Source organism: Polaribacter gangjinensis (genome assembly GCF_038024125.1).
In the GTDB taxonomy this organism is placed as follows: domain Bacteria; phylum Bacteroidota; class Bacteroidia; order Flavobacteriales; family Flavobacteriaceae; genus Polaribacter; species Polaribacter gangjinensis.
This window is the reverse complement of record NZ_CP150662.1, coordinates 334,026-347,545: the sequence shown is the minus strand read 5'-3', so window position 1 is coordinate 347,545 and position 13,520 is coordinate 334,026. Positions and strand designations below refer to the sequence as shown.

Genomic DNA, 13,520 nt, shown 5'->3' with positions numbered 1-13,520 from the left:
AAACCTCACGATTTGTGAGGTTTTTTTTTATTAGAATTTTTCTTTTTCCTTTAACAATTCCGGAAATTTCTTTTTAAAACGATTCAATCTCGGTATGGAAACTGCTTTCACATAAGGTTGATTCGGATTGCGTTTTTCAAAATCTTGATGGTATTCTTCAGCTTTGTAAAACTTGTTAAATTTTTGAACCTCGGTAGCTACTTTTCCATTATAAACCTCTTTATTCAAGGTTGCAATCATATTATTGATAATCGCTTTTTCTTGTTCATTGGTATAAAATGCAATAGAACGATATTGGCTCCCATAATCAGGATGTTGCCCATTTACAGTGGTTGGATCATGAGATCCATAATACACTTTTACCAAGGTTTCAAACGATACCAATTTCGGATTGTAGTACACAGCCACTGTTTCTGCATGACCTGTATCTCCTCTTCCTGTTGATTCGTAGGTAGGATTTTTAGTATGACCCCCTGCATATCCAGAAACTGCCTCCTCTACTCCTTTTACACTCTCGAAAATGGCTTCTACACACCAAAAACAACCACTTGCAAAATAAGCAACTTTAGTTTCTTGTGATGGTTTGTACATTTCTTTTGACCGATTTTGCTCGTTTTTAGCAACTCCTAAACAAGACATTAATAGGAATACTGTCGTTGTAAATAAAATTTTCATTATGTGTTATTTTTATTTTAGATAATATAATCTCTGGAACTTTGAAACTTTGCAGCTCTGCAACTCTAGCTAAGTCGTATCAAAATTAAACTATTTACAATTTGTTTACAACTTTCATAATTTGTTAAGAATCCATCTTGTAAAACACAGCTTAGATATGTATTTTTGTTGACCAATTAAAAAATATGGAGCCTTTTATTGTTTCTGCGCGCAAATATCGCCCTCAAAATTTTGAGGATGTTGTTGGGCAACAAGCAATTACGAATACGCTAGAAAACGCTATTAAAAGCAATCACTTAGCACAAGCCCTACTTTTTACAGGACCAAGAGGAGTTGGAAAAACTTCTTGTGCTCGAATTTTAGCTAAAAAAATCAACCTGCAAGGAACATCAATTTCTGAAGACGAGGATTTTGCTTTCAATATTTTTGAATTGGATGCTGCATCCAACAACTCTGTTGATGACATTCGCAGTTTAACCGATCAAGTTCGCATTCCGCCACAAACAGGAAAATACAAAGTATATATTATTGATGAGGTGCACATGCTCTCACAATCGGCTTTCAATGCTTTTTTAAAAACCTTAGAAGAGCCACCTGCACACGCCATTTTTATTTTAGCAACTACCGAAAAACATAAAATCATTCCTACGATTTTATCTCGTTGTCAAATTTTTGATTTTAAAAGAATTAGTGTTTTAGATGCCAAAAACTACTTGAAAACCATTTGTGAAAACGAAGGAATTACTGCTGATGATGATGCGTTACACATAATTGCTCAAAAAGCAGATGGCGCTATGCGTGATGCTTTGTCTATTTTTGATAGAGTTGTCAGTTTTTCAGGAAAAAATTTAACACGTGAAGCAGTTGCTGAAAACTTAAATGTACTGGATTACGATACGTATTTCTCAATGACAGATTTGTTGTTAGCAAACAACATTCCTGAAGTGTTGAATGCTTTTAATATTATTTTATCAAAAGGATTTGAAGGACATCATTTTATCAATGGTTTGGCAAGTCATTTTAGAGATTTATTAGTTGCTAAAGATAAAATTACCATTGATTTGTTGGAAGTTGGTGATACTGCCAAACAAAAATATTTGGCACAAGCCACCAAAGCAAGCATTTCATTTTTGATGGAAGCTATCGACAAAGCCAATAATTGCGATTTGAATTACAAAACGAGTAAAAATCAACGATTGCTGGTGGAATTGACCTTAATGCAAATTGCCTCTATCACTTTTGATGGAGAAAAAAAAAAACCAGCTAACTTCATAATTCCAGCTACTTTTTTTCAAGCATTGATGCCTGCTAAAAAAGAAGTTGTTAGAGAAACTCCCAAAAAGCCACTTGAAAGTCCTGTAATTGTTGAAAAAACAATCACAGAAACTGTTGTTGAAACTAAAAAACCCCTTTTAGAAAAGTTTCAAAAAAGAGAATCTTCGCTATCTTTAAAAAGTGTATTTCAACCCAAAGAAGTTGAAAAATCAGTAGTTGAAGAAAATTATGATGACTATCCTAAAACAGTTTTTACACTAAAACAATTAGAATTGTATTGGAAAGAATATGCAATGCTTTTAGAGAAAAAGGGCGAACAAAGCATGGCTGCTATTCTAAACTTAGGAAAGCCAACTTTGGGGGAAAATTTTCAAATTTCATGCACTGTTTCCAATTCGTTGATGCAAGATCAATTTTTAAAAGGAAGACCTAATTTATTGCACTTTTTGAGAGAAAAACTCAATAATTACGGCATTGATATTACTGTAATTTTAGATGAAACGATTTCAAAAAAGTTTGCTTACACACCTCAAGAAAAGTTCAATAAAATGAAAGAAAAAAATCCTTTGATTGAGAAATTGCGCGAAACTTTTGAATTGGATTTATAAGATTTAAACGATTTTTTTACCTAGGTATGACAAAATCAATTCTTTTTTAGGCATTTGATCTCTCTCATATTCCGTAATTAAATACAATCCTGTTCCTTTTTCAATAAACAACGGAATAGATTTTTCTTCATTATATAACATATTCAATACCTCTTTGTATTGTTTTTCATCAGCAATTTTTACTTGATGAATTACTGGATTTTCTCTGTAAGCTTCACTTAAATTGATATAATCGTCTTTTGGTGTAAAAAAATGGAGTTTTTCTTCGGCAGAAGCTTCATTAATTTCAGTTGATGAGGCAATTTTAAAGGAACCATGTTCACCAAAAATTTCAGAAAAGTTTTCTAAAGCTTGTTTGTTTACAGTATCATTTGCAGTTAATGCAATTAAATATCCCACATCATTCAACTCGATATTATCTGTCAATTCATCATCATAAATATTTACATTCAATGCTTCTAAATTGTCTTCCAAAGCTTGCTCAATAAATTGTTTGTTAGCGTCAATAATAACAATTCTTTTTCCTTTATCTCGCAAATAACTTGCTATCAATCTTGCAGGATTTGAAGCGCCAACAATTAAAATTCCATCTGATTTTTTTAGAAAAACGCCCACAATTCTCGCAAAAAAACGAGCAGTTGTTGCATTTAAAAGTACGGTTCCAAGAACAATCATAAAAACCAAAGGTGTAATGTATTCTGCACCTTCTACACCTTGTTTCAACAATTTACTTCCGAATAAAGAGGCAATTCCTGCTGCCACAATTCCTCTTGGTCCTACCCAACTTATAAAGATTTTTTCATTGAATTTTAACTTTGAATTGATGGTACTTGCAAAAACAGCCAAAGGACGAATTACAAAAACAACAATTGCAAATAAAGCCAATGTTTTCCATGAATATAAAAGCATTAACTCTTCAATATTCATATTTGCCGCTAGTAAAATGAATAAAATTGATATCAATAAAACACTCAAAGATTCTTTGAAATAGAGCAATTCTTTGATGTTTTTCAATTTGCCATTTCCTAAAACCATTCCCATTACAACCACAGCCAATAAACCAGATTCGTGTGCAAAAAGTTCTGATTCTACAAACACTAAAAGTACTGTTGACAACGAGGCAACATTCAATAAATAATGAGGAATCATTTTTTTATTGATTACATACGCCAACGCATGTGCAAACGTAAAACCAAAAGTTGTTCCGAATAACAAAATTTTTCCAAACTCAATAAATGCTGTCTTCGTAAAACCACTTTCACCACCCACAGTGATAAATTCAAAAACTAAAACCGCTACTAAAGCTCCAATTGGATCTATCAAAATTCCCTCCCATTTTAAAACAGTTGAAATATCTTTTTTTAACGGAATATTTCTTAAAATTGGTGTAATTACTGTAGGACCTGTAACAATAATCAATCCTGAAAATAAAAATGAAAGTTCCCAACTTAAGTTAAAAATTTTATGCGCTACAATTCCAGCACCAAAAAAAGTAATTGCAGCGCCTAAAGTGATTAATTTACTGATGACAGGTCCAACGTTTTTAATTTCATCTCTTTTCAATGTCAAACCTCCTTCAAATAAAATAATACTGATGGCTAATGACACAAAATTGTATAAATAATCTCCAGGAAATAAACCTTTTTCACCATTCCAAATGGGCTCAATCCATTTAGAACCATCCTCAGTAATATACGCTGCAGCTATGGGTCCAACTAATAATCCAATTAAAATTAATGGAAGAATTGCTGGGATTTTAAATTTCCATGCAACCCATTGCGCCAATATTCCTAAAATGATGATTCCTGCTAATTCTAACATATATCTGTAAAACGGTAAAAATAAGAATGTTTGTGACTGATAAAAATTAAAAGATGATATTTTTTTCAAAAATTCAATGAAAATCAATCAAAATTTTTAGAATCAACCTAAATTTGCAGCATTTATGTAAAAATACTCATTATGTTAGGTTTGCAATTCGAAACTACCACTTCTTGGGCAGATATTGCCAAAGATAATTTAGAACAAATACTTACAGATCATGCTTTTTTAGAACAAAAAGCAGCATCCAATGCCGTTTCTATCATCATTAATTATTCCGAAGAAACTGAACTTGTGAAAGAAATGAGCAATATTGCTATTGAAGAAATGCAACATTTTAAAATGGTGCATTTATTAATGGTGAAAAGAGGCATGGTTTTGGGCAGAGAACAAAAGAATGATTATGCTGTACAGTTGCAAAAATTTTTTCCAAAAACAAAAGATAGAACAGATGCTTTGATTCAGCGTTTATTGGTTGCTGCATTGATTGAAGCTCGCAGTTGCGAACGTTTCAAAGTTTTTTCTGAAAACATGGAAGATGATGAATTGAAAAAGTTTTATAAAAACCTAATGATTTCAGAAGCAAATCATTACACTACTTTTTTACAATTTGCACGCGAATACCAAGATCGCGAAATTGTTGATAAAAAATGGCATGCTTTACTAAAGTATGAAGCTGAAATGATGAAAGTTAGAGGAACAACTGCTAAAATTCACGGTTAATTTTGTATCTTTGCTAATAAAGATTTGTTTTGATAACAATTATTAACATATCGCTCATTTTTTTAATTACAATCATTTGGAATCATTTTATATTGATACGATTTGTAAATATGTTTATTCATTCAAACATAAATGAAGAAAATGAACTTATGTCAATGAGTTTTTTACAAGAAAATAAAAAAGAAATCTTAAAATTTACCCATTACTTCTACTACATTTTAGCAATTATTGTTTCAATTTTGATTTCTTTAGCTTGATATAAATGTTTTCAAAGGAAGAAGCAGCACTTTTACGAAAGGAATTTTGGACAAGTTTTGGAAAATCTTTTCCCAGAAAATGGTTGTTATACAATACAAAAATTAAAGGAGTTGCCCTCAAATTTGTAGCTGATAAAAAACAAGCTATGATTTGTTTGGATTTAGAACATACTGATGAATTGATGAATCTGCTGTATTATGATCAATTGCTCTCTTTAAAAACATTGCTAGAAACTGAACTACCTGAAGTAATTTATGATCATGCTTACGAATTGGAAAACGGCAAAATCATCCATCGAATTTATGTGCCGTTTGAAGAAAAATTCAACATTCATAACAAAAATACCTGGAGAGCTTGTTATGAATTCTTTGTAGAAAAAATGGCTATTCTTGAAGCTTTCTTTTACGAATACGAAGAGGTTATTAAAAATGTATAGTTTTTTATTCTTAAAATCCATTTTAAAATCTAGTAATCCAATAACCTAACAATCTAAAAAATCTTTCCTTATTTTTGCAACATGATTCAAAATGACACCATTATTGCTTTGGCAACACCATCAGGAATTGGTGCAATAGCTGTAATTCGACTTTCGGGAGAAAAAGCAATTGATATTGCAGACCAATTTTTTACTTCCGTTCGAAAAAACAAATCACTTAAAAATCAAAAGTCACATAGCATTCACTTAGGATATATTACTGATAAAGAACATGTTATAGACGAAGTTTTGGTGTCCATTTTTAAGAATCCAAATTCATATACTGGTGAAAATGTAGTGGAAATTTCATGTCATGGTTCCACTTTTATACAGCAAGAAATTATTCAATTATTTCTAAAAAATGGGTGCAGATTGGCTGATGCTGGTGAATTTACCTTACGTGCATTTTTAAACGGTAAAATGGATTTGTCGCAAGCAGAAGCTGTTGCCGATGTTATTGCCTCTAATTCTGCTGCAAGTCATCAAATGGCGATGCAACAAATGCGTGGTGGAATCACCAATGAGTTGAAAGATTTACGTACCAAATTGCTCGATTTTGCAGCATTGATTGAACTAGAACTCGATTTTTCTGGAGAAGATGTAGAATTTGCAGATCGCACAAAATTCAAAGAATTGGTTGCTAAAATTACGCTGGTTTTAAAGCGTTTGATTGATTCATTTTCAGTAGGAAATGCCTTAAAAAACGGCATTCCTGTGGCCATTATTGGTGAACCCAATGTTGGAAAATCGACCTTATTAAATACCCTTTTGAATGAGGAAAAAGCCATAGTTTCTGAAATTGCAGGAACTACAAGGGATGCTATAGAAGATGAAATCATCATTGATGGTGTGGCTTTTCGATTTATTGACACCGCAGGAATTCGTGAAACTACCGATTTTGTTGAAAGTATTGGAATTAAAAAAGCCTACGAAAAAGCGGAGAATGCGCAACTGATTATATCTCTTATAAACTCTGAAAAGTTTAAGGTTCAAGATTCAAAATTTAAAGTTGAAATTGAGGCTATCAAAAATCGTTTTCAACATAAAAAAGTGTTGTTTATTGCCAATAAAATAGACACCCTAACTAATGAAGAAATTGCTTTACTACAATCAGAAATTGAAGGTGTGATGTTAATTTCTGCAAAAAACAACACAGGAATTGAAGCTTTGAAAAAAGAATTGACCTCCTTAGTAAATTTGGGTGCGTTGAGTAATAACGAAACTATTGTAACGAATTCTCGCCATTTTGAAGCCTTAAACAATGCGTTACAAGCCATCATTTCTGTTCAAATCGGAATAGATATGGAAATTTCTACTGATTTATTTTCGATTGATATTCGTGAATGTTTGCGTCATTTAGGCACTATTACAGGAGAATATGACGTTGATAAAGATATTTTAGGTCATATTTTCTCGAATTTTTGTATTGGCAAATAATCGAACGAATTCTATGTATTTACTAGTTTCCTATTCCTCTTTCTTGAAAATAGCCCCAATATTTTTCTTTATTTTCTGAATTTTTTCAATCCCAATATTGAGGGAAGCTGTATTGATATCTTCATAATGATCACTTCCGACATTTTGGTAAAATTGTTGTGGGTAAACAAGCAATACACTGTTGTCTGAAAAATGTTTTTCGAGTTTTGTTGGCAGATTCTCTAAACTAGGTAGGTATGAAGTAGCACCTTTTCGTGCAGAAACCAACACAAAAAAATCATTTTCTTTGATGTTTCTTGACAATATCAAAAAATCATCCCAATCATCAAAATGAATAAACGTTATTGCCGCTGATAATTTCGATTTTTTAAAAACTTTTTGAACCGAAATTTTGGTTTCATCAACACAATACAATACGATTGGAATACTTAATTCTTGGGCTAATTTTGCCATTTTTGTAAGCCAATGCTCAAAACCATTTTCAAATTCTGTTAAAGGTGGTGCTGCAATGATAATTCTTTTGTGCAATACCAATGGCTTTTCTAAATGACAAATAAATGTTGTTTTATCGGTATTATTTAAAATAGTATCCACCTTTTCACCAATAATTTTATCAATAAATCCTGCACTTTTAGGCCATCCTAACACAATAATATTCGCCATAATTTCTCTAGAAATTCTCGCAATTCCACTTGCAGGATTGTGATCAATCGTAGTAATTACAGATACTCTCGTTTCAGAAGCTGAACCCTGTTTTACGAATTCTTCGAGCTTGTTTCTAGCTTTAATAATATTTACCTCTGCTTCATCATTATTGCTAACAACTGAAAGAATTGATACTGGATTTGGGGATTTTTTATTCTTTATAAAAATTGAAAACTCTACTAATTTTTCAATACTATCCACATTAGCAATGGGCAATAAAATATGTTCGTTGTTATAATAATTGGTTTTCAACAATTCTGTTTGATCGTCATCAGATTCAATAATGACTTTTTTAGCTGCTTTTTCTGTGGCAAAAGTAGCTACAATACAGGTAATTAAAATCAAAACTATGGTTCCGTTTAAAATATTTTCATCCAATATTTCGGCTTTGTAACCCACTAAAATAACGGCTAAAGTAGCTGCTGCGTGTGCACTACTCAACCCAAAAATCAATTGTCTTTGTGCACTTGAATATTTAAAAACCAATTGTGAAAAAAAAGCGGCAAACCATTTTCCAAACAATGCCACTAATGAGAGTGTGCCTGCTACAATCAAGGCAGTTGGGCCACTAAGAATGACCCTAATATCTACCAACATTCCAACACTAATCAGAAAAAAAGGAATGAACAAAGAATTCCCAATAAATTCAATTCGATTCATCAATGCTGAAGAATGCGGAATCAGTTTATTCAATGCTAAACCTGCCACAAACGCACCAATGATAGGTTCTACTCCTGCAACCTCAGCCAAAAACGCGGCTAAAAAAACGATTGATAAAACAAAAATATAATGAGAATGCTTTTCACTTTCTAGTTTTTGAAAAAACCATTTTGCAATTCTTGGGATGATCAAAAACATAATTGCTGAAAAAATAGATAATGAAATGATCAATCGAATCCAAAAATCAGCAGAAATATTTCCTTGACTATTTCCTACAATTACTGCTAAAATAATCAATACAGCTGTATCTGTTAAAATGGTTCCTCCTACTGTAATGGCAACTGCTTCATTTTTCGAAATTCCTAATTTACTCACAATTGGATAGGCAACAAGTGTGTGAGTAGCAAACATACTTGCTGTCAATAAACTTGCGTTAAAATCTAACTTTAAAAAGTAATAACACACTGGAAATCCAATAGATAATGGAAAAAAGAAGGTGAAAAATCCGAATAATAAACTTTTGTTTTTATTGGATTTAAACTGATTCATGTCTAACTCCAAACCCGCAATAAACATGATGTACAACAATCCAATGGTTGAAAATAACTCAATTGCTGCGTTTTTTTCAAGGATATTCAATCCAAAAGGACCTATTACCACTCCCGAAATAATCAAGCCAATAATTCCAGGAATATTCAGCTTTCTTAATAAAATTGGCGATAATAAAATGATAAAAAGTATCAATGAAAAAACTAGCACCGGATTTTTCAATGGCAAATCAAATTCGTGCATTAAATGTTGAAAGAAATCTGTCATTATTGTATCCTTTAAGGGCTAAATATGCGTATAAATGTACATTATTTTTTGATTTAGAAAAATATTTAAATTGATAAGCGTAGTATATTTTTTGATAATATAGCAACTTTTGGTAAAGCTTAAAAAATCATTTTTTAATACAAGGCTTTAGTAGCAAGTTTGTTTACGAATTATAAAATAGATATTCAATTCTCAGTAATTTCTTTCAATTTCTGTAATGCTTTTGGCCATGTTTCTGAAATATAGTCAACGTAATTTTCGTCTGCATCAACTTTAACTTTTAGAGAGGTAACTCCATCAATTTCTTCGAAAAAGTAATTTTCTAAACCTCCACTCCAACTTTCAACTTGTACTCCTGATGTAATTTCAGTTTCACCATCAAGTATACCATTGTGCCTTATTGAAACAACTGTAAAAGGAATGTTTTCAGCTATTTCTGATACCATTCCACCACGTTTTCCATTTTCATCTGTTCCTACAAAGCAAATTTTATCTCCTTTATTCCAAGAGCCCTCATATGTTGACGTAGGATTGAATTCCGCAGTCCAATTTTCATAAGTAGTTTTATGGACTAAACCCAACATGGTTTCATACACTTTTTTTGAAGAGGCGTTTATTTGTACTTTGAATTCTAATTTTTTCATGGGCTTACTATTTTTCTAAATGATTAAAATTTACATTCAGTGCTACTTTGGAAATTCGTTTTGAAAGTTTTTTGAGATTTGAATTGAAAGGTTGAAAGTGCGGATTGGAAATCCACGAAATCAGGGTTTGCGTTTTCAAATATTAATATTAGAAGATTAATTCATTTTCATATTCAATTTTTGGTTCTTCAAAAAGAAATAATTCAAGTTCTTTTTTGTCGTTAAAGCCACCAATTTTTTGTCTGTAAATAGCTGCTGTCTTTGGATTTTCAATTTCAAGTTTTCTGTTTTTGCTAATTGTCAAAAATTCTTCTTCTTGGTCAATTCCTAAAAATCGCCTGTTTGCTAAATTTGCTGCAATTCCTGTTGTTGAGCTACCTGTAAATGGATCTAAAATCCAAGCGTTTGGTTTAGTAGAAGCTAAAATCAAACGAGTTAGAACTGACAATGGTTTTTGAGTTGGATGTTTTGTACAGCTTTTTTCCCAAGGCGCAATTGCTGGTAATTTCCAAACATCTTTCATTTGCTTATCTCCATTGAGTTGTTTCATTAACTCATAATTATAATAATGAGGTACTTTAACTTTTTTTCTTGCCCATATTATTATCTCAGAAGAGTGTGTAAAATATCTACAAGAAAGATTGGGAGGAGGATTTGTTTTTTCCCAAGTAATCACATTCAAAATTTTAAAATCAAGTTCTTGTAAAATCTGACCAATGCTAAAAATATTATGATAAGTGCCACTAATCCAAATGGTAGCATCATCTTTCATTTTATCTCTAGTAAGAGATAACCATTTACGATTAAAATTATTAACAAAATCAAAACCTTCCGATTTATCCCACTTTCCTTTGTTTACACTTACTATTTTTCCGTTTTGAATAGAAATCCCATTGTTGGATAAAAAATATGGTGGGTCAGCAAAAACCATATCGAACTTGTGTTCAAATTGAGGTAAAAGAGCCATAGTATCTCCTTTTAAGAGATAGAAGTTTTTATCGTCAGATTTGAAGTAAGGTTTAAGCATCAACTTTCTTTTCTAAATGCTTTAAAACAAGATCAAGAGCTTCTTTATTTCCTTGAGCTCCTTGAAATTTTCTTAACTCCTCATTTTTATCATCTACAATTGAAATTAATTCAACCGTTTTTAACTTGATTACTTCTTCAAGTTTTTCTTTTTCAGATTCTTCATAATCTATAATTTCTGCTAGATAATTAAAGGTTAATTCAATTCCTCTGTTAGAAAAAAAATAATCTTTTTGTTTAGAAGATTTATTTATTTCAACAAGTGATGTTTGAATAAAACTTGCAGGTGTTTTTGTGTCATTTTGGTTGGCTTCAATTTGGAAAAGACCTCCACTATAATCGATAAACTTGTTTTTAATCATTGAATTTACTATCGAAAGAAGTGTAATCTTCTCTTTTTTTGTATCTCCAACAATCCCTCTATAAATATTTCCTTTTAATGGATTTTTCTTTTCTAATTCTTTAACAACTCTCACAGCTGTTTTTATCAGACTGTTTTTCGATGTATTTTCCCAGTTTAGTTTTGAGATTAATTCATATTCTAAATTTGTATCAACACTTTTAGCATTGTTATTAATATCCAAAAACATTTTTATTTCATCACTAATTGACATATTATCAATTAAAACTATTGGCAGACTAAATTTTGTTTGGGTGATATTATCTAATAGAGAAAAAGATAATATTCTATGTTGCCCATCAACAATGCGACAAGATGAATAATGATTTGGTATTGAAATTTTCACTTGCTTAGGACATTGACTCTTTGTGTATGGTTCTGGGTTCAATTTTATAGTACTATTTAAAAGAACTGAATTTGGAAATCCTTCGATTTTACCCTCTTCTAGATTTGTTTTAATTTCTTTAACTCTTTTAATATCTACCATTCTCTGGTAACCTTCATCTTGATCTCTTCTTCTAGAAACATAGGAATATTTTAAAATTTTATCAGGTCTATCCGCAAAGATGTAAGCAGGGGTGTTTCCAATATAAATTTGCGTGGCATCAATCTCAATCCTTTGTTGAGGAGGGAAAACATCAATTAAATTGTATAGGTCGTTTTTTGTCCATTTACCAATGTTTTCAGATAAATGCAAAAAGTATTCAAAGTCATCCTTGTGTAAAATTGAGGTATTAGATTTTAATAAATATTCTATTGATGAAAGATCTGTTTCGTCTCTGTTTTGAACTTTATTAATGTATAAAATATGAATTGGATAAAATGCCAGGTTTGGGAGTGTTTCAAAAATTTTAGCTTCATTATTTTGATTTGACCATTTGGTAAAAAACTTTGTTATTTTATCATTTGATTTTTTTTGCTGTTTGCTTTCATCATAGATTAGAATAACTTCGTTTTCTTCATCAAGAAAAATACCATCAATTTCGCCAGTTACATTATTCTTGCTATCATAGATTTTAAATCCTAAATCAACACATTTAAGCCCAAGTCTATCAAAAAAAAGAGCTGTTTCTTTTTCACTCTCAGTTGTGCATTTGTTTATTAATTCATCTTTTATCATAACTTATCCTAATATTGTATATAGCAAACCTTCTTTCAACATCTCCAAATTCAACAAGTAATCAGCCTTGTCAAAATACTCTCTTAAAGGTTTTAATGTTGATTTCCAACCTGCACCATCAGTAATCCAAATAAATTCAATACCTTGTTTATTCCAATAACGGTTCATTTCTATGTACTCAGTTGCGGTCGATTTTAATTTTGATCCTCCGCCTCCATAAAAATTACATTCAATAAAAAATAGTTTACCGTTTTTATTAATGGCAAAATCAATTTGTCTTGAAGATTTATCAACTACTACTTCAATATTCCATTGTTCCTTTATTTTCTTAGATGTAGCTTGGGGCATATATTGAATTCCTAAGTTTTGACAAGTATCAGAAACAAATTCTTCAACTAAACTTTCCATTAGCGACCCACCTCTGTTTTTTCTACCATTGCTATCTAAACCAACTTCAACACCTGTTGCGTAATCAACCAAGCTTTTTACTTTCTTGTCTTTTAATATTGCTCCAATGCCCGAATTAACTACAAAATTTGCCAATTCTTTACATTCATTATCGGTCAGTTTGCCTTTATTGAATGAATAGTTTTTGTAAATGAAATTTTTGGTGTCAATCAAAATATCAATTGACTTTTCTCTAACAGCTATGAGAGTGGGAAAGGCTTTAATTACTTGAGGGTATTGTTTTATAAGATTGTATGCTTCTGTTTCAACATCCTCTTTACCAATCAGGAAGTTTAAAAGATTTAATTCCTTTTCAATTGGATCAATATTTCCGAATACTTTAGTCCAATTAATGAAGTAATCCCATTTAGTGATTTTCTCTTTAAAGCTCTGCATTATTTTATCAAATAGCAAATCTTCGTTTTTCAAT

General features: G+C 31.1%; 11 protein-coding genes. 4 read left to right on the top strand and 7 right to left on the bottom strand.

The window, feature by feature from the left end; all coding sequences use genetic code 11:
* Positions 1 to 30: 30 nt before the first annotated feature.
* On the bottom strand, positions 31 to 675 hold the full coding sequence (gene msrA, locus WHA43_RS01460) for a peptide-methionine (S)-S-oxide reductase MsrA (protein WP_105045401.1): 645 nt from the start codon (positions 673 to 675) through the stop codon (positions 31 to 33).
* A 185-nt stretch (positions 676 to 860) separates the two neighbouring features.
* On the opposite strand from msrA, the gene dnaX reads away from it, so the two are divergent.
* Entirely contained in the window at positions 861 to 2,558 is a 1,698-nt protein-coding gene (gene dnaX, locus WHA43_RS01455; RefSeq protein ID WP_105045400.1) for a DNA polymerase III subunit gamma/tau, read from the top strand.
* A 3-nt stretch (positions 2,559 to 2,561) separates the two neighbouring features.
* Here dnaX and WHA43_RS01450 read toward each other — a convergent pair whose 3' ends face one another.
* The gene (locus WHA43_RS01450; RefSeq protein ID WP_105045399.1) at positions 2,562 to 4,379 is read right to left on the bottom strand and encodes a cation:proton antiporter; all 1,818 of its coding nucleotides are present in this window, start codon (positions 4,377 to 4,379) and stop codon (positions 2,562 to 2,564) included.
* Between the two features lie 141 nt (positions 4,380 to 4,520).
* On the opposite strand from WHA43_RS01450, the gene WHA43_RS01445 reads away from it, so the two are divergent.
* The 3 genes from WHA43_RS01445 to mnmE all read left to right on the top strand — a co-directional run bounded on the left by WHA43_RS01445 (position 4,521) and on the right by mnmE (position 7,272).
* On the top strand, positions 4,521 to 5,102 hold the full coding sequence (locus tag WHA43_RS01445) for a tRNA-(ms[2]io[6]A)-hydroxylase (RefSeq protein ID WP_105045398.1): 582 nt from the start codon (positions 4,521 to 4,523) through the stop codon (positions 5,100 to 5,102).
* 262 nt (positions 5,103 to 5,364) lie between these two features.
* Positions 5,365 to 5,796: a DUF4268 domain-containing protein gene (locus WHA43_RS01440; RefSeq protein WP_105045397.1), complete on the top strand. Its 432-nt coding sequence runs from the start codon at positions 5,365 to 5,367 to the stop codon at positions 5,794 to 5,796.
* Between the two features lie 81 nt (positions 5,797 to 5,877).
* The gene (gene mnmE, locus WHA43_RS01435) at positions 5,878 to 7,272 is read left to right on the top strand and encodes a tRNA uridine-5-carboxymethylaminomethyl(34) synthesis GTPase MnmE (RefSeq protein ID WP_105045396.1); all 1,395 of its coding nucleotides are present in this window, start codon (positions 5,878 to 5,880) and stop codon (positions 7,270 to 7,272) included.
* A gap of 30 nt (positions 7,273 to 7,302) precedes the next feature.
* Here mnmE and WHA43_RS01430 read toward each other — a convergent pair whose 3' ends face one another.
* The 5 genes from WHA43_RS01430 to WHA43_RS01410 all read right to left on the bottom strand — a co-directional run bounded on the left by WHA43_RS01430 (position 7,303) and on the right by WHA43_RS01410 (position 13,519).
* A complete protein-coding gene (locus WHA43_RS01430; RefSeq protein ID WP_105045395.1) occupies positions 7,303 to 9,453 on the bottom strand; it encodes a cation:proton antiporter in 2,151 nt (716 codons plus the stop codon).
* A 185-nt stretch (positions 9,454 to 9,638) separates the two neighbouring features.
* On the bottom strand, positions 9,639 to 10,097 hold the full coding sequence (locus WHA43_RS01425) for a tungsten formylmethanofuran dehydrogenase (protein ID WP_105045394.1): 459 nt from the start codon (positions 10,095 to 10,097) through the stop codon (positions 9,639 to 9,641).
* 148 nt (positions 10,098 to 10,245) lie between these two features.
* Positions 10,246 to 11,124, bottom strand: coding sequence for a DNA-methyltransferase (locus WHA43_RS01420; RefSeq protein ID WP_105045393.1), 879 nt, complete (start codon positions 11,122 to 11,124; stop codon positions 10,246 to 10,248).
* Entirely contained in the window at positions 11,117 to 12,643 is a 1,527-nt protein-coding gene (locus tag WHA43_RS01415; RefSeq protein ID WP_105045392.1) for a DGQHR domain-containing protein, read from the bottom strand. The genes WHA43_RS01420 and WHA43_RS01415 overlap by 8 nt, the downstream gene beginning before the upstream one ends.
* Before the next feature lie 3 nt (positions 12,644 to 12,646).
* The gene (locus tag WHA43_RS01410; RefSeq protein WP_226742921.1) at positions 12,647 to 13,519 is read right to left on the bottom strand and encodes a type II restriction endonuclease; all 873 of its coding nucleotides are present in this window, start codon (positions 13,517 to 13,519) and stop codon (positions 12,647 to 12,649) included.
* Between the last annotated feature and the right edge of the window lies 1 nt (position 13,520).